Annotated in this window: 14 protein-coding genes; 10 read left to right on the top strand and 4 right to left on the bottom strand. The window is 34.5% G+C overall.

Translation table 11 applies throughout. The features are described from left to right. Positions 1 to 1,101: 1,101 nt before the first annotated feature. Both HNQ00_RS15810 and gyrA read right to left on the bottom strand, forming a co-directional pair. On the bottom strand, positions 1,102 to 2,370 hold the full coding sequence (locus HNQ00_RS15810; RefSeq protein WP_173839473.1) for a tetratricopeptide repeat protein: 1,269 nt from the start codon (positions 2,368 to 2,370) through the stop codon (positions 1,102 to 1,104). Between the two features lie 52 nt (positions 2,371 to 2,422). Beyond that, positions 2,423 to 5,074, bottom strand: coding sequence for a DNA gyrase subunit A (gene gyrA, locus HNQ00_RS15805; RefSeq protein ID WP_173839472.1), 2,652 nt, complete (start codon positions 5,072 to 5,074; stop codon positions 2,423 to 2,425). 254 nt (positions 5,075 to 5,328) lie between these two features. Here gyrA and HNQ00_RS15800 point away from each other — a divergent pair, with 254 nt between their 5' ends. From HNQ00_RS15800 to HNQ00_RS15790, 3 genes are all read left to right on the top strand, one after another. After that, entirely contained in the window at positions 5,329 to 7,881 is a 2,553-nt protein-coding gene (locus HNQ00_RS15800) for an ATP-dependent Clp protease ATP-binding subunit (protein WP_173839471.1), read from the top strand. 138 nt (positions 7,882 to 8,019) lie between these two features. Beyond that, a complete protein-coding gene (rimK, locus tag HNQ00_RS15795) occupies positions 8,020 to 9,393 on the top strand; it encodes a 30S ribosomal protein S6--L-glutamate ligase (RefSeq protein WP_173839470.1) in 1,374 nt (457 codons plus the stop codon). A gap of 20 nt (positions 9,394 to 9,413) precedes the next feature. After that, positions 9,414 to 9,926, top strand: a complete 513-nt coding sequence (locus HNQ00_RS15790) for a YetF domain-containing protein (protein WP_173839469.1) — start codon at positions 9,414 to 9,416, stop codon at positions 9,924 to 9,926. 69 nt (positions 9,927 to 9,995) lie between these two features. Here the strand turns inward: HNQ00_RS15790 and HNQ00_RS15785 are convergent, their stop codons facing one another. Next, entirely contained in the window at positions 9,996 to 11,336 is a 1,341-nt protein-coding gene (locus tag HNQ00_RS15785; protein WP_173839468.1) for an inorganic phosphate transporter, read from the bottom strand. Positions 11,337 to 11,371: 35 nt separating this feature from the next. Then, positions 11,372 to 12,016: a DUF47 domain-containing protein gene (locus HNQ00_RS15780; protein ID WP_173839467.1), complete on the bottom strand. Its 645-nt coding sequence runs from the start codon at positions 12,014 to 12,016 to the stop codon at positions 11,372 to 11,374. 891 nt (positions 12,017 to 12,907) lie between these two features. Here HNQ00_RS15780 and thrA point away from each other — a divergent pair. From thrA to HNQ00_RS15745, 7 genes are all read left to right on the top strand, one after another. Beyond that, on the top strand, positions 12,908 to 15,355 hold the full coding sequence (gene thrA / locus HNQ00_RS15775) for a bifunctional aspartate kinase/homoserine dehydrogenase I (protein ID WP_173839466.1): 2,448 nt from the start codon (positions 12,908 to 12,910) through the stop codon (positions 15,353 to 15,355). A 101-nt stretch (positions 15,356 to 15,456) separates the two neighbouring features. Beyond that, positions 15,457 to 16,380, top strand: coding sequence for a homoserine kinase (locus HNQ00_RS15770; RefSeq protein WP_173839465.1), 924 nt, complete (start codon positions 15,457 to 15,459; stop codon positions 16,378 to 16,380). Between the two features lie 117 nt (positions 16,381 to 16,497). Next, positions 16,498 to 17,787, top strand: a complete 1,290-nt coding sequence (thrC, locus tag HNQ00_RS15765; protein ID WP_173839464.1) for a threonine synthase — start codon at positions 16,498 to 16,500, stop codon at positions 17,785 to 17,787. 358 nt (positions 17,788 to 18,145) lie between these two features. Further along, a complete protein-coding gene (locus HNQ00_RS15760; RefSeq protein WP_173839463.1) occupies positions 18,146 to 19,303 on the top strand; it encodes a hypothetical protein in 1,158 nt (385 codons plus the stop codon). A 162-nt stretch (positions 19,304 to 19,465) separates the two neighbouring features. Next, positions 19,466 to 19,948, top strand: coding sequence for a hypothetical protein (locus tag HNQ00_RS15755; protein ID WP_173839462.1), 483 nt, complete (start codon positions 19,466 to 19,468; stop codon positions 19,946 to 19,948). 182 nt (positions 19,949 to 20,130) lie between these two features. Further along, complete coding sequence (locus tag HNQ00_RS15750; protein ID WP_173839461.1) at positions 20,131 to 20,922, top strand: hypothetical protein; 792 nt, start codon at positions 20,131 to 20,133, stop codon at positions 20,920 to 20,922. A 189-nt stretch (positions 20,923 to 21,111) separates the two neighbouring features. Beyond that, positions 21,112 to 21,471 (top strand): hypothetical protein (locus HNQ00_RS15745; protein WP_173839460.1); only part of this gene is annotated, 360 nt, incomplete at its 3' end.

Here is a 21,471-nt window from a genome sequence, read left to right as displayed (position 1 = left end):
TGAGTCTTCTCCCTTAAACAATACTTTATAATCACTTTTATTTCACATTTGTTTAACCTTAGCTTTAACTCACTGAAAATGCAAACTTTGTGAAGTACTCTTTTTTGAACCTTTTATTAATTGTAAGAATAAACGTTTTTTCTAGCAACCCACTCCAAAGGAGAGGTAGACGGTGCGGATATGGATAGTGGCCTTTTATTAGAGAATGTTTCTTGTGTAGTCTAACATATATGACACTAATCCTCTCCCCGGCCCTCTCCGAAGGAGAGGGAGACGGTGTGGAAGTTTATTGTGGATTTTTATTGTAGCGTGTTTCCTGTGTTTTATAATATAGATGATGCTGATCCTCTCTCCAGCCCTCTCCAAAGGAGAGGTAGACGGTGCGGAAGTTTATCGTGGATTTTTATTATAGCGTGTTTCTTGTGTTTTATAATATATACGATACTAATCCTCTCCCCGGCCCTCTCCGAAGGAGAGGGAGACGATGTGGAAGTTTATTGTGGATTTTTATTATAGCGTGTTTCTTGTGTTTTATAATATAGATGATGCTGATCCTCTCCCCAGCCCTCTCCAAAGGAGAGGTAGACGGTGCGGATGTCTATTGTGGATTCTTTTTATAGCGTGTTTCTTGTGTTTTATAATATAGATGGTACTAATCCTCTCCCCGGCCCTCTCCAAAGGAGAGGGAGACGGTGCGGATGTCTATTGTGGATTCTTATTATAGCGTGTTTCTTGTGTTTATCAACACCATAAGGCATTAAAACTTTATTTAAGTAAGTCACATGACTAATATATGTCAATATTCAATACTATACCATTCAATCGCTGTACGAAATCCAATTATAAATAGGTCATTTGTGTGATTACAATAGTGCTACCACACAATATATATAGGAGAGACGTAAATTTTGAAATCGAAACATTAACGTTACCACTTTGCCCTAGCCCTGATAGAAGAGAAAATCCTTTTCAATCCTATTGATGGAAATCGAGAGGATTGAAAAGATTGCAGCGGATAGCAGGAAAATGCTCCTGAAATTTGGGTAAAAAAAAATGGAACCTTTCGGCTCCATTCTCTTTAATCTATGTACTGTCTTAATTTTACATTTTTGCTTCTAACGCTTTCTTTTCTGCTGTCATCTCTAAAGCACTGTATACACCTAATAATGTTTTAGCAACATCTGTGTTTTTAGGCTCTAATTCTAGAGATTTTTGCAAGTAAGGTATTGCCGCTCTAAATAAGTCTTCTCTTTGCTTTTTTAGCACGTCATAACGCTTCATGTCTTTGTCTGAATTAGTCAGCTTGTTCATCTCAGCGATAATACTACCTTCTTTTTCTAACTTCAAGGCCGCCATATTAATATAAGCGTTTAAATATTTAGGGTTAATTTCAAGCGCTTTAGTATAATACTTTTCTGCATCAGCAATGTTTTTTGCGTTTGAACTAACAACACCTAAATTGAATAACAAATCAGCGTCATTTGGGTTAGCAGCTAAAGCTTCAGTGATCAATTTTTTATAAGTATCAAAATCCTTAGTTTCTAAATACAAGTTAGCTTCTGTTAAGATTAACGAAGTGTCTTCAGGATTAGACTTTCTAGCAGCTGCAATTGCTTCTTTAGCTTCAGCAGTTTTTCCGTTTTGAACTAAAATTAGAGCAATGTTTTTATAAATCTCTCCTCTTTTAGATGGAATTTCTTCAGTTGTAGGATCAATATGAGTCCCTAACTTCACCATTCTATCTCTTTCTTGAACTGTTGCAAATAAATCATTTTCACTAGTTATTTTATTAACTGCTAAATAATTTGTCGCTTTTCCAGAATAGTTCATGTCTTTTAATTCTGTGTACAACTTTAATGCATTGTCATAATCCTTTGCATTAATGTAAGTAGAAGCTGCATAATATAGATTAAGCGTATCTTTTTTATCTAACAAATAAGCGTCGTATAATTTATTTGCACTAGCTGCATGCTTGTCCACTTTTGAGTCAGCAATTGCGTTATTAATCAATTTATACTTAATTGTAGTAATCGATTTTGCTGCTTCTGCACCATATTTTGCTTTTCCAGACGCTTTCTCAGCCTCAATTAAACTAATATATGATGTAGCTGCCAAAGATAAATTCTTATCCTCTTCAACTTTTTTGTTAGCCAGTTCTAACAGAGCGTTTCCTTTTACGTAGTAATATTGTGCTTTTTCTGAATCAGATGCATTAGCAATTAACCCTTCTGCACCGTTTAGAATTCCAACAGCTTCTTGAGCTTGACCTTTTTTAAATGCTTTTTCTGCAGCTTTAATTTCGTCCTTTTGAGCAAATGAAGCTACTGATACCAATAAAGCAGATGTAAGTATTACATATTTACCTTTCATAATAATCTATTTTTCGTTTTATTTTTTTTTGTTTTTTTTTATTCCAATTATATTAAGATTCGTCGTTATCGTCATCTTCATCATCAGATTCCTCATCATCATCAACAATGTCATCATCGTCATCCTCGTCATCATCAGCTACATCATCATCTTCTAGAACTTCAAGAACAGGCTTAACTCTTTCTATAGTTTCACCTTCGATTACATTTCCATCCTCATCAACAACAACTTCTTCAGCATCATCTTTCATAACTTTAGTTACGGCAGCGATAGAATCTTTACCTTTCAAGTTAATCAATTTTACACCCTGAGTAGCACGACCCATTACACGAAGATCTTCAATTGCCATTCTAATCGTTAATCCAGATTTATTGATAATCATTAAATCATCAGCATCAGTAACCGCGTTGATCGAAATTAACTGTCCTGTTTTCTCAGTGATATTTAAAGTTTTCACTCCCTTACCACCTCTATTAGTAATACGGTAAACATCTTCACCATCTTCGTCAACTAATTTAGTCCTCTTACCATAACCATTCTCAGTAACTACTAATACTTGTGTATCGTTTACATTTTCTTTATCTACAGTAACCATACCAATTACTTCGTCAGTGTCATCTTTTAACGAAATTCCACGAACTCCAGAGGCTGTTCTTCCCATTGGTCTCGTTTTAGTTTCTTCAAAACGAACTAATTTACCTGATTTAACTGCAAGGATAATTTGGCTTTCACCATTAGTTAATTTCGCCTCTAACAGCTCATCACCTTCCTTAATAGTAATCGCAGCAACACCATTTACTCTAGGTTTAGAATATTTCTCTAAAGATGTTTTCTTAACCTGACCTTTTTTAGTCACCATTACTAAATTATGAGAAGTAATATACTCCTTATCTTTCAGATCTTGAGTACAAATAAAAGCTTTCACTTTATCATCGCTCTCAATGTTAATAAGATTTTGAATCGCTCTACCTTTAGCTGTTTTATTTCCTTCCGGTATTTCATAAACACGCATCCAGAAACATTTTCCTTTTTGAGTAAAGAACATCATATATTGATGATTAGTAGCAACAAACATGTGCTCTAAGAAATCTTGATCTCTTGTACCAGCACTTTTTTGACCTACTCCACCTCTATTTTGTGTTTTATACTCTGATAAATTGGTACGCTTGATATAACCTGCATGCGAAATTGTGATAACAACATTCTCATCTGCAATTAAATCTTCAATACTTACATCACCTCCAGAATATTCAATTTTAGATCGACGTTCATCACCGTACTTCTCTCTAATCTCCTCTAATTCTTCTTTGATTAAAGCAATTCTCAAGTTAACATCAGCAAGCAATGCTCTTAAATGCTCAATTAATTTCATGATCTCATCATACTCAGCTCTTAACTTGTCTTGTTCCAGACCTGTTAATTGACGCAAACGCATTTCTACGATTGCTCTTGCTTGAATATCAGACAATTTAAATCTTTCGATTAATTTCCCTCTTGCTTCCTCTGTATTGCTAGATGCTTTAATTAATGTAATAACTTCATCAATATTATCTGAAGCAATGATCAAACCTTCTAAAATGTGTGCTCTCTCTTCTGCTTTACGCAATTCAAACTGCGTTCTACGTGTTACCACATCGTGACGGTGTTCAACAAAGTGATGAATCATATCTTTAAGATTCAACATTTGTGGACGCCCTTTTACCAATGCAATATTATTTACACTAAAAGAAGATTGTAATTGTGTATACTTATATAAGGTATTCAAAACTACATTAGGAGTCGCGTCACGTTTCAAGATATAGACGATACGCATACCATTTCTATCTGACTCGTCACGAATATTAGCTATTCCTTCAATTTTTTTGTCATTCACTAAGTCAGCTGTACGTTTAATCATATCAGCTTTATTGACTTGGTAAGGAATTTCAGTAACAATGATACATTCTCTACCATCAACTTCTTCAAAACCTACCTTAGCACGCATTACTACTCTACCACGACCAGTTTTGAATGCTTCACGCACCCCTTCGTAGCCATATATAACTCCACCAGTAGGAAAATCAGGAGCTTTAATGTACGTAATTAATTCATCAATTTCTATATCATTGTTATCCATGTACGCAAGGGTACCATTGATAACTTCTGTTAAGTTGTGTGGTGGCATATTAGTAGCCATACCTACAGCAATTCCCGTTGCCCCATTAATTAATAAGGTAGGAACTCTTGTGGGCATTACTTTAGGCTCATACAAGGTATCATCAAAGTTCAATTGAAAGTCAACTGTTTCTTTTTCGATGTCTGCCATAATTTCTTCCGAAATTTTTCGCATTCTCGCCTCAGTATAACGCATCGCAGCTGGACTATCACCATCTACAGATCCAAAGTTACCTTGACCATCAACTAATAAATAACGCATACTCCATTCTTGAGCCATACGAACCATGGCGTCATAAACAGAGGTATCTCCGTGAGGGTGATACTTACCTAACACTTCCCCAACAATTCTCGCAGACTTTTTATGGGCTTTATTTGAAAAAACTCCTAAATCATACATTCCATAAAGAACCCTTCTATGTACAGGTTTTAAACCGTCTCTAACATCGGGAAGCGCTCTTGATACAATTACTGACATCGAATAATCAATGTAAGCTGATTTCATTTCATCTTCTATGTTAATAGGAATTAACTTTTCTCCTTCAGACATAAGTTGTTATATTAAATAATTATATTAGTTACAAAACGTGCCAATATACATCTTTTAGATTTTTTTATAGCGTTTTAGCAACACAAATTTCAAGGATTTATTAACAAAATATTTTCTTGATTTGTTTACTAAAATAAATACTATCTTGACAACTATCTCAATATATTTTGTCACCCATCTGACAAATCATGTTAGGAACGATTTTTGTTTTTAAAGTAGTAATTCACTAAATTTACATTTACTAAATATATATTATGGATGATAATTTTTCACCAAGAGTCAAAGACGTTATAACCTACAGTAAAGAAGAAGCTTTACGATTGGGTCATGACTTCATTGGTACCGAACATTTAATGCTAGGCATCCTTAGAGATGGTAATGGCAAAGCAATACAAATACTAAATAATCTTTCTGTGGATTTGGACCATTTGCGTAGAAAGGTAGAAATATTAAGCCCTGCGACACCTGGAACAGATACGAGTTCAGATAAAAAAAACCTACATTTAACACGCCAAGCTGAGCGTGCACTTAAAACAACTTTTCTTGAAGCTAAAGTTTTTCAAAGTACTTCTGTAAGTACCGCACATTTACTACTTTGCATTTTAAGAAATGAAAATGACCCAACAACCAAGCTATTGAATAAACTTAAAATAGATTATGACATAGCTAAAGAACAGTATATAAATATGACACCAAGCGAAGAAGAATTCCTAGAGAATTTACCAAGAGCATCCGATTCATATAGTGATGATTCAGGACAAGATGACAGTTTAAAAGAAACTAGCTTTAATAATCCCGCCAATAAATCCAACAAAAAGTCAAAAACGCCGGTTTTAGATAATTTTGGGAGAGATTTAACAGAAATGGCTGAGGAAGGCAAACTAGATCCAGTAGTAGGACGTGAGAAAGAAATCGAACGTGTTTGCCAAATTTTAAGCCGACGTAAAAAGAACAACCCATTACTTATAGGGGAACCAGGTGTGGGAAAATCAGCTATTGCAGAGGGACTAGCACTTAGAATTATACAAAAGAAAGTTTCTCGTATTCTATTCAATAAAAGAGTGGTTACTCTTGATTTAGCCAGTATTGTAGCTGGTACTAAATATAGAGGACAATTTGAAGAGCGTATGAAAGCCGTGATGAACGAGCTTGAAAAAAACGATGATATCATTCTGTTTATTGACGAAATTCACACTATAGTAGGTGCTGGTGGAGCAACTGGTTCACTAGATGCTTCAAATATGTTCAAACCTGCCTTAGCAAGAGGTGAAATTCAATGTATAGGTGCTACTACTCTTGATGAGTACAGACAGTATATTGAGAAAGACGGTGCACTAGAAAGACGTTTCCAAAAAATTATTGTAGAGCCAACATCTGTTGATGAAACAATAACCATTTTGAACAATATCAAAAATAAATACGAAGATCATCACAATGTAACCTATTCGCAAGAAGCCATTGAAGCTTGTGTAAAATTGACGGATCGCTATATGTCGGAACGTTTTTTACCAGACAAGGCTATTGATGCTCTTGATGAAGCAGGATCTCGTGTTCACATTACAAATATCGAAGTTCCTAAAAAGATCCTTGATCTAGAACGCCAACTTGAAGAAATCAGAGAACTTAAAAATGCTGTTGTCAAAAAACAAAAGTATGAAGAAGCTGCTAAACTTAGAGATGATGAAAAACGCATCGAAAAAGAACTAGCGATTGCTCAAGAACAGTGGGAAGAAGATGCAAAAAACAATCGTATTGAAGTAACCGAAGATAATGTTGCTGATGTTGTATCAATGATGACTGGTATTCCAGTAAATCGTATTGCTCAAACAGAAAGTAATAAATTAGCTAAGTTGCCAGAATTGATCGAAAGCAAAGTCGTAGGTCAGAAAGAAGCGGTATTAAAAATCGCTCGTTCGATTCAAAGAAATCGTGCTGGATTAAAAGATCCTAATCGTCCTATTGGTTCATTTATCTTTCTAGGACAAACGGGTGTAGGTAAAACACAATTAGCTAAAGTTTTGGCCAAGGAATTATTCGATTCAGAAGATGCTTTAGTACGTATCGACATGAGTGAATACATGGAGAAATTTGCTATTTCTAGATTGGTTGGAGCACCTCCGGGATACGTAGGATATGAAGAAGGTGGTCAATTGACTGAAAAAGTACGTCGCAAACCATACGCTGTTGTCTTATTAGACGAAATCGAAAAAGCGCATCCTGATGTTTTCAACATGTTGTTACAAGTGCTTGACGATGGTTTTTTAACAGATAGTTTAGGTCGAAAAATTGACTTCAAGAATACGATTATCATCATGACTTCAAATGTTGGAGCAAGACAATTAAAAGATTTTGGTCAAGGTGTTGGTTTTGGTACTGCGGCAAGAGTGGCTCAGTCTGATGACAACTCAAAAAGTATTATCGAAAACGCACTTAAGAAAACCTTTGCTCCAGAATTCTTAAATAGAATTGACGATGTGATTGTATTTAATGCATTAGAGAAACACGATATTGATTTAATTATCGAAATCGAATTGAAAAAATTATACGCTAGAATTTCAGAATTAGGGTATAACTTAGCACTTTCTGATACAGCAAAAGCATTCATCGCTGATAAAGGATTTGACAAGCAATTTGGTGCTAGACCACTTAAAAGAGCTATTCAAAAATATGTTGAAGACGCATTAGCAGAAGAAATTATTACTTCTAAAATTAGTGTTGGAGATAAAATTTTCATGGATATTGAAGAGGGTGCTCAAGAACTTACCGTTGCTGTAACAAAAAGCGAGAAACCTACAGAGGAATCATAACACTTAAATAACTATTCTCTAAAACCCGTTACATTTTTATAATGTAACGGGTTTATTCTTTATGCAAAATTAACTAGGTTTTTAAAAACAAATTTTTACATTTGGATTTTATAAAACTGTTTTTAAACCAACCAAAATATGTCTGAAAATAAAGTAATTCTAGGTAGCGAAGAGTGGTGCACATTTCCTGAATTAGGTATTCCTACCATTAAAGCCCGTGTAGACTCAGGGGCAAAAACGTCTGCGCTCCACGCGGTTAACATTGCACCCTTTATTAAAGACGAAACAAACTGGGTTAAATTTGACATCAACCCTATTCAAAACAATAATAAAACGGTAATTCATTGTGAAGCTCCGCTAGTAGACAAGAGAATTGTTAAAAGTTCTAGTGGATTTAGAGAGCAACGTTATGTAATCCAGACGATGTTAGAAATAGGAGACTCTAAGTGGCCTATTGAAATGACTTTGACTAATAGAGACTCGATGGGTTTTAGAATGCTACTTGGCCGTGAGGCCATGAGTGGTAGAGTTCTTGTTGATCCTGAGAAGAAATACCTTATCGGGGAACCAGATCCAGAGACTTTAAAAAGCCTTTACAAAAATGCCGAAAAAGCAAGCACAGGTTTGCGTATTGGTGTCTTAGCTAGTAATCCAGAGTTGTACAGCAACAAGCGTATCATGGAAGCTGGAGAAATGCGTGGTCACGAAATGCATTTCTTGAATATCAAAGAATGCTATATGAAACTGGATGCGCAAACACCCGAGATTCATTATAGAGGTGGAATCATTTTAAATCAATTTGACGCCATCATCCCTAGAATACGCCCTAGCATTACCTTTTATGGTTGCGCACTTACACGTCAATTTGAAGCATTAAAAGTGTATAGTTTGAACTCTGCTAATGCAATTACACAATCAAGAGATAAATTATTTTCACTACAACTACTTTTAAACAGCGGTATCGGGATTCCTACAACAGGATTTGCTAATTCTCCTCTTGACACAAACGACTTGATTAAAATGGTTGGAGGTTCGCCTTTAATTGTAAAATTACTAGAGGGAACACAAGGAAAAGGTGTGGTACTTGCTGAAACTAAGAAAGCAGCTGAAAGTGTTATTAATGCTTTCAAAAGTGTAAATGCTAATATCCTCGTTCAAGAATTCATTAAAGAGGCCGACGGTAAAGATTTACGTTTATTTGTAATTGATGGTAAAGTTGTAGCAACAATTCAGCGTGAAGCGATGCCAGGCGAATTTAGAGCTAACATCCATTTAGGTGGAACAGCATCTATCATTAAAGCGACTCCAGAAGAAAAGAGAATCGCAATTAAGGCTGCAAAAGCAATGGATTTAAAAGTTGCTGGTGTAGACATCATTCGTTCAGCAAAAGGACCTTTATTGTTAGAGGTAAACTCTTCTCCTGGATTAGAAGGTATTGAAGGAGCTACAAATAAAGATATTGCCGGTGAAATGATTAAAGCAATTGAGAAAAATTTCAAACATAGAATGTAGGTAACATACGATGAATGTTTATGGTGAATGTTTATTTAGATATCATTTTTAGAAGTACAGCAATCTACTTTTTTATGATTATCGCCTTGCGTATTTTTGGAAAAAAAGAATTATCCCAACTCAATACTGCCGACATCATATTGATTTTATTGATCAGTAATTCGGTTCAAAATGCAATGGTTGGAAACAATACAAGCCTTGCAAGTGGTTTAGTTGCGGCTTTAGTTTTATTTGTTTTAAATTTTATCCTTAAGAAGATATTATTTAAATACACAAAATTAAATGCATTTATTCAACAGAAACCTCAGGTTTTAATTCATAATGGCACTTTAGACTTTAAGCTTTTAAGCAAGTTATATATAAGCTCTGATGAATTAAGAGAAGCAATGAGAGAGCATGGTGTAGAACATTTTTCAGATGTGAAATTATCCATGCTAGAGGTAGATGGAAACATAAGTATTATAACAGGAGTCACTAATTTAAAGCAAACGCATTACAAAAGGCTCAAAAAATTAAAAAAAACAGTCCATTGATTTTTGGAAACAAAAAAAACCATCTTAAGTTTAAGATGGTTTTTTTTATGCTGTATTATTTTATTTTTATTAGATAAATAAACTAAGTACATAATAAACGATTGCTGCTAGCAAAGCCGAAATAGGAATAGTCAACACCCAAGCCCATAAAAGACTTACCGTAACTCCCCATCTTACAGCAGATACACGTTTAGTTAATCCTACTCCAATGATAGACCCTGTAATAGTATGCGTTGTACTTACTGGAATTTTTAAATGCTCTGTAAAGTATAGCGTCAAAGCTCCTGCAGTTTCTGCGGCAACACCTTCGAATGAAGTTACTTTAGTAATTTTTGAACCCATTGTCTTTACAATCTTCCATCCACCACTTAAAGTACCTGCTGCAATTGCAGAATAACAAGCCAATGGAATCCATGCCGGCATTTTGAACGCACCACTTTCTGAAGGCAACACAACATCTAACCAAGATTCCATGTGTATTCCTGGGTTGGCATTAATGTAAACCGCTACAGCTGCTGCTATAATCCCCATTACTTTTTGAGAATCGTTTCCACCGTGTCCTAAACTAAAGGCTGCAGAAGAAACTAACTGCATTTTTTTTAAGGCCGCATCTGCTTGATGTAAATTTAAGCTACTAAAGATCAAACAAAAACAACTAACTGTCAATATTATAAAAGCTACTAAAAACCATTTGATATTGTGCGGCTCAAAGGCAACACTCCAGAACTCAGAGTTCTCGAAACGAGGTAATTTTCCGTCAGCTGTAATAACGTCGTAAGGGATCATTTGCACGTATACAAACCATATTGTAGCAATCATTAAAGCAACGGTAAAAATCTTTGGATAAATACTTTTGCGTGACGCATTAAGCAACCAGATCGAAATTAAATAAGAAGCCATAGCTCCTAATAATGGTGCTAAAACTATAAAAGCGATGATAATTAATACCCCAGAAGGCATGCCTCCATCTTTTCCTGCTTTGTACCAACTCACAATTTCGTACCAGTAGCGCGTTGCACCATCGGCGTCTATGTATGCTGAGAAGCCATGCATGGCAATGGAATGCGCAATTGCAGCTCCTGCAAAACCACCAATCAATGTATGTGATGAACTGGAAGGAATTCCCAACCACCATGTTAGTAAATTCCAACAAATGGCTGCGATTACACCCGCAAGAATTACCACTAAGGTAATCTCCATTGTATTGGCCGTTTTAGCTACAGTATCTGCAACTCCAAAACCAAAAACCCAGTAGGCTAGAAAATTAAAAAAAGCTGCCCATAGAACAGCTTGAAAAGGCGTTAATACTTTTGTTGCAACAACGGTGGCAATGGCATTTGCAGCATCATGAAAACCGTTGATATAATCAAAAATTAAGGCTAGTACTATAATAACTAAAAGTAACGTCATAAACTTAGAACTTCAAAATGAAATAAAAATGAACTTTAAGAGTGTTTTACCGATATCGATTCTAGAATACTAGCGACACTTTTACATTTGTCTGTAGCTGATTCTAATACAGATAAAACCTCTTTGTATTTAATAATATTCTTCACATCAGTTTCATTTTCGAAAATTTCGAAAACAGCCTTGTTATAAACATTATCTGATTTATTTTCTAATTTAGAAATTCTAGCACATGCTGCTGTAATATTTGAAATCTTTTTGAAATTTTTCAACTCGTTTACTGCAGTATCAATATTCTGGCAAGCTTCAAGATTAATCTCTGTCAATTTTCTAATTGATTTTGTAATCTTATCTACTTGATACAAACGCATAATGCTAGATGCTCCGTGCAAACGGTCAGCAACGTTATCAATAGCAGTTACCAGCGAGTGAATGTCTTCTCTATCAAATGGAGTAATAAAATTTCTACTCAATTCTAGATTTGTTTGACGCGTGATGTCTTCTCCTCTTTGTTCTAATTCATCAATTTTTTGGAAAATTGCTTCTCTTTCTTTTAAAGGAAGGTTTACTGCCTCGTGTAAGTTTGAAGCTAATTCAATCAAGTTACTTGATGCTTGTTCAAACAGGGGAAAGAATTTTTTATCTTTCGGTACTAAAAACTGGAAAAGACTATTTATTGACATTTTTTATATTTTTATGGTTGCAAATTTATTTATTTTTTCTCTTTAAAAGCTAAACTAATTGAATAATTCGCGTTCTCTTGAAAAACTGTAGTAAAATGCATCAGTTTTTAGAATTTCACAAGATATTTATTGGTGACAACCTTCAAAATACTGCATAAACCGCAATACGATTCCCCTTTTAAATTCATCAAAATCTCAAGTTAATCAGCTTAGAGAACCGCTATGCCACTGTTTTACGCTTATTATGGTTCTAAATGTACTTTCACTTTTCTTTTTTCGAAAATAAAAAATATACCAGACTGATAATTATACGGCAAAAAACAGCTTTAAAGTGGTACAAGTTAGCTTGTATAAACACTTCCTACTCTGGAAGTTTTAATTTTTCGAATCTATAGTTAGCCTACTTATACGACTACTTCTTCTACTGCCATTAAGATGTATTTGTAACTATTACTGTCTTAAAATCCTTGAAAAGAGATAAAATAGCCGGCACTCCCATCATTTTTAATGGATCATGCTACTAGATTTTTAGATCATAAATCACAATAGTCCGCATAAAACTGCTTTAAAATAAGATTTCTTAAAGCTGAGACTGTTATTTTCCAGTATTTTAAAATATTCGCAAAACGGTGCGCGAAGTTTTTGAATTTTATAAAAAGCTGTACTTTTGAAAAACAACAATGATAAACAATAACGCAACATATCACTCTTCGATAACAACTCTAATTTGGGTTGGCACTGCTATGTCGTTTACATTTTCTACTACAACTACAACCCCTTAGGGGTATACACTTTTACATATAACCGTATTATATCGTTATTTCTTTCGAGAGATAAAATTCTTGGGTGGATAATAAATATTCGCTTTTTTTCAAAATCAAAATGCACAACATGAAAGTATTAAAATTTGGCGGTACATCAGTAGCCAATGCCACAAATATAAAATTAGTCTTAGACATCGTTCAAAATCAAGCCAAGCAAGAGCCATTAATCGTAGTGGTTTCTGCATTGAGCAAAGTGACCGATTTATTACAAACCGCTGCAGCAAAAGCGGCTTCTTGTGATGAGACTTACAAAACGTTAGTGATCGAAATTGAAAAAAAGCATTTAGACACCATCAAAGAATTTATTCCCGTTAATGAGCAAAGCGGTTTATTGAGTCACATAAAAAGAATCGTAAACCACCTTGAAACTTTATTAGACGGTTGCTTCCTTCTGGGCGAACTATCTCCTAGAACAGCAGATACAATTTTGAGTTTTGGAGAATTATTGTCATCATATATTATAGCCGAAGCTTTAAAACAAAAAGTAGCTAATTCAGGATACAAAGACAGTAGAGAATTAATTAAAACCAACAGCAACTTTGGGAAAGCGGCAGTAAACTTTGATGTAACAAATGATTTAATCGCTACTTATTTCAAATCAGTTACCCATCAAGTAACAATCATGCCTGGTTTTATTGCTTCGTCACAAGACGGAATCACAACAACTCTTGGTCGTGGTGGATCTGATTATACGGCAGCAATTCTAGCAGGTGCCTTGGATGTTTCTGAATTAGAAATATGGACAGATGTAAACGGAATGTACACTGCCAATCCTCGTATTGTTAAGCAAGCCCAACCTATCGCTACGATTTCGTACCAAGAAGCGATGGAGCTGTCGCACTTTGGTGCTAAGGTTTTATACCCACCAACAATTCAGCCTGTGTTACGAAAAAATATTCCTATTCTAATCAAGAATACTTTTGAACCAGCAGCCGAAGGAACTTTTATTTCGAATAAGGCTGTCGCCAATGGGAATCCAGTAAAAGGAATTAGTCATATCGATAATATTTCGTTGATTACGCTTGAAGGACCTGGAATGATTGGGGTTTTAGGATCTTCAAAAAGATTGTTCGAAACACTATCTCAGGCTAATGTGAATGTTATTTTTATTACACAAGCATCGTCAGAACACTCTATTTGTATCGGAATATTAAATGCTGATGCTAATAACGCTGAGGAAGCTATCAACAAAGCATTCGAAATCGAAATTGCGCAAAACAAAGTGGAGCCTTGCATCGTTGAGAAAGACCTTTGCATTATTGCTCTAGTGGGTGAAAACATGAAAAATCATCAAGGTTTAAGCGGTAAAATGTTTAGCACATTGGGTAAAAACAACGTAAACATTCGCGCCATTGCTCAAGGTGCTTCTGAAAGAAATATCTCAGCAGTGATTAATGAGCGAGATGTTAAGAAAGCCTTGAACACACTTCACGAACGCTTTTTTGAAGAAAACACCAAACAACTTAACTTGTTTGTTATGGGTGTAGGGAACGTAGGTGAAAAGTTTATTGACCAAATTAAACAGCAAAAGAAATTCTTAAAAGAGAATCTAAAAATAAATTTGAGAGTAATTGCTTTAGCCAATTCTAGAAAAATGCTTTTTGACGAAGAAGGTATTGATTTAAAATCGTGGCAAGGGCTTCTTGATACTGGAGAAAAAGCCGATCAGCAACAGTTTATAAATCAGGTAAAAGACCTGAATTTACGTAACAGTATTTTTGTTGATATCACTGCTAATGAAAGCGTGTCACAAACTTACGCGCAGTATTTAAGAGAAAGTGTCGCAGTAGTAACTTGTAACAAAATCGCTTGTTCGTCAGCTTTTGATAATTACAAAAACTTAAAAAGTTTGTCACGCAGGTACAATGCACCTTTCCTTTTCGAAACAAACGTAGGAGCGGGATTACCTATTATTGATACGGTAAAAAACCTAGTAGCATCGGGAGATAAAGTGAATAAAATTCAAGCAGTTTTATCAGGAAGCTTGAACTTTATCTTCAATAATTTTGATGCAAACAATTCTTTTCATGATGTGGTAAAAGAAGCCGGTGTACAAGGTTTCACAGAACCAGATCCAAAAATCGACTTAAGCGGAATTGACGTTGCTAGAAAAATCTTGATCCTAATTCGTGAAAGCGGGTACCAAATGGAAATCGAAGACATTGCAAACGAATCGTTCTTGCCTGCTGAATGTATGGCAACAACAAACAACGACGACTTTTTTAAATCCCTTACACAATACGCAAGCCATTTTGAAGGAATTTTAGCGGAAGCCAATGCCAAAGACAGTCGCTTGAAATTTGTAGCACAATTTGAAGATGGAAAAGCGAGCGTAGGGTTGCAATTCATCCCAAAAGACCATCCATTTTACAACTTAGAAGGAAAAGACAATATTGTATTGTTCTACACCGATCGCTACGTTGACCAACCTTTATTAATCAAAGGTGCCGGTGCCGGAGCTGCAGTTACTGCATCTGGAATTTTTGCTGATGTGATTAGAATAGGGAATGTTTAAAAATAAGTTGCTAAGTTACAGAGTGCCTAAGTTTCTAAGTTTTTGAAGAGACTTAAATACTTAGAAACTTAGTAGCTAAGCAACTTAGAAACTATAAAAAAATGAACGAAATAAAAATATTCTGTCCCGCAACCATTGCCAACCTATCTTGTGGATTTGATGTCCTAGGATTGTGTTTGGACAATGTAGGTGACGAAATGATTATTAGAAAATCAGATCAAAAAGGCATTCGCATCACTAAATTAGTTGGTGCCGATTTACCGCTAGAAACAGAAAAAAACGTGGCTGGAGTAGCAGGTTTGGCAATGCTTGACGCTTTGAAATCAGACGCGGGATTCGAAATCGAAATCTACAAAAACATCAAAGCCGGTAGCGGCATTGGTAGTAGCGCGGCTAGTTCGGCAGGAGCGGTTTTTGGAATCAATGAATTGCTAGGGCGTCCATTTGAAATAAAAGACTTGGTGCAATTTGCCATGCAAGGCGAAAAACTAGCCTGCGGAAACGCACATGCAGACAATGTGGCTCCTGCTCTTTTGGGTGGTTTTACGTTGGTTCGCAGTTATGCACCGCTGGATATTATCAAAATCGAAAGTCCGTCAGAATTATATGCTACCGTTGTTCATCCTCAAATTGAGTTAAAAACATCCGATGCGCGTTCGGTATTAAAGCAAACAGTATCCCTAAAAAGCGCCATCATGCAATGGGGAAATGTAGGTGGATTAATCGCAGGATTGTATACTAAGGATTACGACTTAATTGGTCGCTCTTTGCACGACGAAATCGTAGAGCCGTTGCGTTCGGTACTAATTCCTGGATTTGATTTGATCAAACAAACCGCTTTAGAAAACGGCGCTTTAGGATCTGGAATATCCGGTTCTGGTCCATCTATTTTTGCATTAAGTAAAGGAGAAGCTACCGCAAACAAAATCGCCAAAGCCATGAGTGCCGTTTACGACGAAATGAAATTGCCATATGAAATTCATGTTTCAAAAGTGAATCCAGATGGTGTGAGAGTAGCCCCCTAAGCCCCGAAGGGGGAATACAAGTATAAAACAGAAGACATACTAATACGTTATCTACATCCACATAGACTCCCTCCCCTTCGGGGAGGGCCGGGGTGGGGATCTCAATACAACACAAAAATGAAATACTACAGTTTAAACCATAACGCACCAAAGGTTTCTTTTCAAGAAGCCGTAATTCAAGGATTGGCCAGTGACAAAGGATTGTATTTTCCGGAATCTATAACCCCTTTACCACAATCTTTTTTTGATGGAATCGAAAATTTATCAAACGAAGAAATTGCTTTCACGGCAATTCGCCAATTTGTGGGAGACGAAATTCCAGAAAAGGTATTAAAAGAGATCATCGCCGAAACACTTTGTTTTGATTTTCCAGTAGTGGAAGTTGAAAACGGCATCTATTCTTTAGAGTTATTCCACGGGCCAACTATGGCTTTTAAGGATGTGGGAGCGCGCTTTATGTCGCGTTGTTTGGGGTATTTTAACAAAGACAAAAAAGACAGTAAAAATACCGTGCTTGTAGCGACTTCTGGCGATACAGGTGGCGCGGTGGCTAGCGGTTTTCTTGGTGTGAAAGGTGTTCACGTTATTATATTGTATCCTTCGGGGAAAGTGAGCGATATTCAAGAGCGCCAATTGACAACCCTAGGACAAAATATTAGAGCTCTAGAAGTTGACGGTTTTTTTGACGACTGCCAAGACATGGTCAAAAAAGCGTTTTTAGACGACAACTTGAAACACCACAATTTAACGTCGGCAAACTCCATCAATATTGCGCGCTGGTTGCCACAAATGTTTTACTTTTTCTTTGCTTACAAAGCCTTGAAAAAACAAAATAAACCATTGGTATTCTCTTGTCCTTCTGGGAATTTTGGGAATATCTGCGCGGGAATCATCGCCAAAAAAATGGGCTTGCCTGTAGCGCATTTCGTAGCATCAACCAATGTAAACGACACGGTGCCCCGCTTTTTAGAAAACGGAATCTACGATCCAAAACCTTCTGTAGCTACCATTTCGAACGCGATGGATGTGGGGAATCCTAGTAATTTTGTGCGCATCCAGGAAATGTACAACAACGATTTAGAGCAATTCAAAAAAGATTTTTCTTCTTTTACATACAACGACGCCGAAACTCTAGAAGCCATGAAATCCATTTACAAAGGTAACGGCTACATCGCCGAGCCTCATGGCGCTGTTGGATACTTGGGTTTGAAAAAAGAACTAGTTAATTATCCTGATGCTCTTGGAATCTTCTTAGAAACTGCCCACCCTATCAAATTTTTAGATACGGTCGAACCGGCTTTAGGTATTAGCTTACCGATTCCGACGCAAATAGAAAGTGTACTGAATAAGGATAAAGTAACTACCAAAATCAAAACCTACGAAGAGTTTAAAGCATTTTTAGGATAAACAATACCAATTTTAAAAACGACTAAAGTAATCTTACTTTAGTTGTTTTTTTGTGATCCATTTGGTCATGCCCCTACTTCCACTACGTTACAGTAGCGTCGGGCTGTGCGTTGCAATCTCACGCAAAAAAAGCGGGAGGATTTCCACTGCCATCCCTCATGCGGAAACGTTTTCGTACCACAATAACTGCTGTAGGAAAATTTACTAATAAAATTCAATACAAAACTTTAACATTTGGTTTTAAATGCTATATTTGTTTGATAAACAACTATATTTTATTACATAGCAGTTAACCTGAAAGGTTGTACTTTGTGATGATATTGTGTAGTTGTAAGCAATACAAAGAAAAAAACGTACAATGATTAAACTTTTTGATAAAACAAATGAATATATAGAAGGGTCATCATCTAATAATGGAAACTCTTTTAACAATTATCATAAAAGTAATCGTTTTGATATGAAAATTATACGTGATACTTTGGAAGGTTGGTTTTCAAAATATCCTGAAGTTGAAAAAAATGAACTGAAGATTCGTTTTAAGAAAGACTTTGATTCTGCTTTTTTTGAATTATTCTTATATGAACTTTTTAAAAAATTAGGTTATGAAATATTAATACATCCTAAACTAAAAAACTCTAAAAAAAGACCAGATTTTCTCATAACCAAAAATGGCAAACAAACATATGTAGAAGCAAAAATATGCTTTGACAAAACTGAAGCCGAAATGGCACTTGAAAATCTTCAAAATGAATTTTACGACAAGTTAAGTAATGTTAAGATTAAAGGATTTCTTCTCGCAATTGAAGAAGTTAATTTTATCACTAAAAAACAACCTCGAGTTAAAGAACTAATTGCAAAAATCGAAAATGAAGTTGCCAAACTTGATCCAATACAGGTTTCTTCATCAATTCAAAATTATGGATATGAACTATGTCCAAAAATAGAGTTTGAAAATAAAGACTTTAATATAATTGTCAAACCGATACCGTTGATTGAATCTGAAAAGGATACAATTAGCGAAAATCCAATTGGAATATTTCCATTTGAAAGTTTTTGGGGTGGCGGAGAAGATTCTCTACGCCAATCAATTTTAAAAAAATCAAATCGCTATGGTAAATTTGAAATTCCGTATTTGATTTGTATAAATGCATTGGGCAAAAAAACATCAGGAAAAACCGATATTGAAAATTTAGTTTGGGGTTCACTTCAATATACTTATTCGACTAGTCCAAATGAAAGAGATGGTAAGTTGACCAGAAAAAATGATGGAATATTTTATAATTCAGGTAAAGCTCAATTGAAGAACGTAAGTGGACTTATTTTTACAAAAATATTTCCATCAAATATCCCAAATGCAAAATATTGGATGTACAAAAATCCATTTGCAAACAATAATTTCAATTTTGAAGATATTGATTTAGTCTATAGTTTCACTGAAGATAATCAAATAATTAGCGCAGAAGGTACAAACTTGGATATAGTTTTTGAAATCAGTAAAGATTGGTTAACAGAATAAAGCACTGCTTACAACAGCCATTACAAAAGATTTGGGTATTTGGCTGAATTTAAAGATGGTTTTGTTCTTGAAAATTAGTCATTAACCTAAAGATTAGGCTTTCTTAATCCGTCACATCGCCAAGCGACCAAACGTTACCAGCAATTATAAAAAACAAGAATTATGAAAGAAAGTTATATTGGAATTTTCGAAGACAAATCTACAATAAGGAAAGAAAATTTTTCAGAACTTATCGCTATTCCATATCTTAAATATATATTCAAATCTGTAACTGATGACAGATTAGTAAATCATTATTGTCTAAATAGAGATGGTAATCAAGAAACTTTAAAATTCGGAAGATTTGAAATAATTGATATCGGTCCAGGAAAACGACAATATTTCGAGGGACGACGAGTGAGAATTTCTGAAGATGGTGGAAAAAAAACTCATTTGTTTATGTCCTATAAATATAACTCTGTGGATTTTATAGTTAATGATTTATTACATCTAATTGAGATATTATTGAAAATAGACGATTGGAATATTTTTATGGAATTACAAAAAATACCGAAACTTGAAAAACAGGTAGAAGATTTAACGAAACAAAGAGATTTGCATTTTGAAGAAATATCCGATTTAAAAAAACAACTTGGGAACAAATAATAACTACTTGTAACAGCCGCTACAAGATATTTGGGCAGTAGGCAGGATTTAAATATGGTTTAGTGAATGGAAAACATGTGCATAATAGAAAAAATCTCGCCACTTTAACTCCAAAACTCTTGTAGTTTCAAGACGTTATACGATATTTTGTGTGAGGTGAGAATCAAAAATATAATATTTTAATGAAAATTAACATTCTTCTTTTCTTATTAATAACTTTAATTAGTTGTCAAAGAAAAACATCAGAAACAGAAATTAAAAAAATCTCTAATAAGAGTAGTGTATTTTTAACTTTATATCCTGAAATGTCAGATTCTGATTTTAAAAATGAAGTTAATAGATTAAACACTACTGGATTATTATCAAACAATAAATTCCAATTTTTATTAGACAAAACCATTTATGATTTTGATGTTATAAATAATAATATCTCGATCAGATTGAATTATAATCGCAAACAAACTATTGAAACGATCTTTCTAAATTATAAAAAATCCGACGAGTTAATTAAAAATTATAGCAATGAAAAATTGAATCTTTTGAACATCTTCAAAAATAAATATAAACGAAGCTCCAATCAATTTCCGCCAAACTACACAATAATGGCAGAAGAACTATCTAAACCAAATTATGAAGTTTTTGAAGATGCCGAGAAATACATTTTAATAGGTTGGCAAGTTATCGGAGATAGGATTCCAAACAAACAAGAGTCTGCTGAAGAAATTAAGAAAATTTTTCCTAATAGAAAATCTTCTAAAAAATATGATGAATACGCCAAATCTTCTTCTAATGGTGGAGGAACAGCGGTATTCGGAATTGAATTTGAAATTAATTATTTCCGAAAGTCTATTTTAGATACAATCATAAATAAAACCTGGTTAGATTATAAAGAAACAGAGAAAAGAGCGCATGAACTTAATAGTAGAAAACATAATTTAAAAATTAAACAAGAAGAAAATATAAAAAAACTATAAAACTTCTCTCAAACGCTTAAATTAAGTAATATTTTTCAAACAATTATAATAAAAATTAGGGGATATTTTAAAACTATGACAGCAAAAAAAATTACGTTCAATCTTAATGATTCTTAAAAATCGGCTGAAATAAATTTGCTAAATTTTGAAACATCAAATTCGATAGATGCTATACGAAATTTAATTTCTATGCAAAGAGAAATACTGAAAACAGTTCAAAGCGTACTTCATAAAAAGATAAAATTTACTGAAAAAGAAAATCAGAATATGGATGACCAAATGTTAGAACAATATTTAGAACATCTCTACGGAATCGAAAAAAGAATGACTTCTGAATTATTCCGTATAACAAATGTTTCAAATATATCTACTGTTTTGTCTATTTTCGAAAGCAAACTTAAAGTAATCTGTGATAGAATAATTACAGATTTTGGAGGAGAACTCTCTATTGAAAGTGTTTTGACCCCTATAAAACAAGAGTATTATTCTAAATTTCGATTATTAATTATGCTGTTAATTTTTCCATTAAAATTAGATGTTTATCCTGGT

It is taken from the genome of Flavobacterium aeripolare, from assembly GCF_013294025.1.
Classification (GTDB): Bacteria; Bacteroidota; Bacteroidia; order Flavobacteriales; family Flavobacteriaceae; genus Flavobacterium.
The sequence above is the reverse complement of the archived record's forward strand: the minus strand, read 5'-3'. Positions and strand labels throughout refer to the sequence as shown.

Bases quoted from the DNA above. Each gene is read 5' to 3' on its own strand.
- HNQ00_RS15790 (WP_173839469.1), top strand. From the start codon at position 9,414: ATGGTGAATGTTTATTTAGATATCATTTTTAGAAGTACAGCAATCTAC.
- gyrA (WP_173839472.1), bottom strand. From the start codon at position 5,074: ATGTCTGAAGGAGAAAAGTTAATTCCTATTAACATAGAAGATGAAATG.
- HNQ00_RS15750 (WP_173839461.1), top strand. From the start codon at position 20,131: ATGAAAATTAACATTCTTCTTTTCTTATTAATAACTTTAATTAGTTGT.
- HNQ00_RS15800 (WP_173839471.1), top strand. From the start codon at position 5,329: ATGGATGATAATTTTTCACCAAGAGTCAAAGACGTTATAACCTACAGT.
- HNQ00_RS15810 (WP_173839473.1), bottom strand. From the start codon at position 2,370: ATGAAAGGTAAATATGTAATACTTACATCTGCTTTATTGGTATCAGTA.
- HNQ00_RS15755 (WP_173839462.1), top strand. From the start codon at position 19,466: ATGAAAGAAAGTTATATTGGAATTTTCGAAGACAAATCTACAATAAGG.
- HNQ00_RS15785 (WP_173839468.1), bottom strand. From the start codon at position 11,336: ATGACGTTACTTTTAGTTATTATAGTACTAGCCTTAATTTTTGATTAT.
- HNQ00_RS15760 (WP_173839463.1), top strand. From the start codon at position 18,146: ATGATTAAACTTTTTGATAAAACAAATGAATATATAGAAGGGTCATCA.
- HNQ00_RS15780 (WP_173839467.1), bottom strand. From the start codon at position 12,016: ATGTCAATAAATAGTCTTTTCCAGTTTTTAGTACCGAAAGATAAAAAA.
- thrC (WP_173839464.1), top strand. From the start codon at position 16,498: ATGAAATACTACAGTTTAAACCATAACGCACCAAAGGTTTCTTTTCAA.
- thrA (WP_173839466.1), top strand. From the start codon at position 12,908: ATGAAAGTATTAAAATTTGGCGGTACATCAGTAGCCAATGCCACAAAT.
- HNQ00_RS15770 (WP_173839465.1), top strand. From the start codon at position 15,457: ATGAACGAAATAAAAATATTCTGTCCCGCAACCATTGCCAACCTATCT.
- rimK (WP_173839470.1), top strand. From the start codon at position 8,020: ATGTCTGAAAATAAAGTAATTCTAGGTAGCGAAGAGTGGTGCACATTT.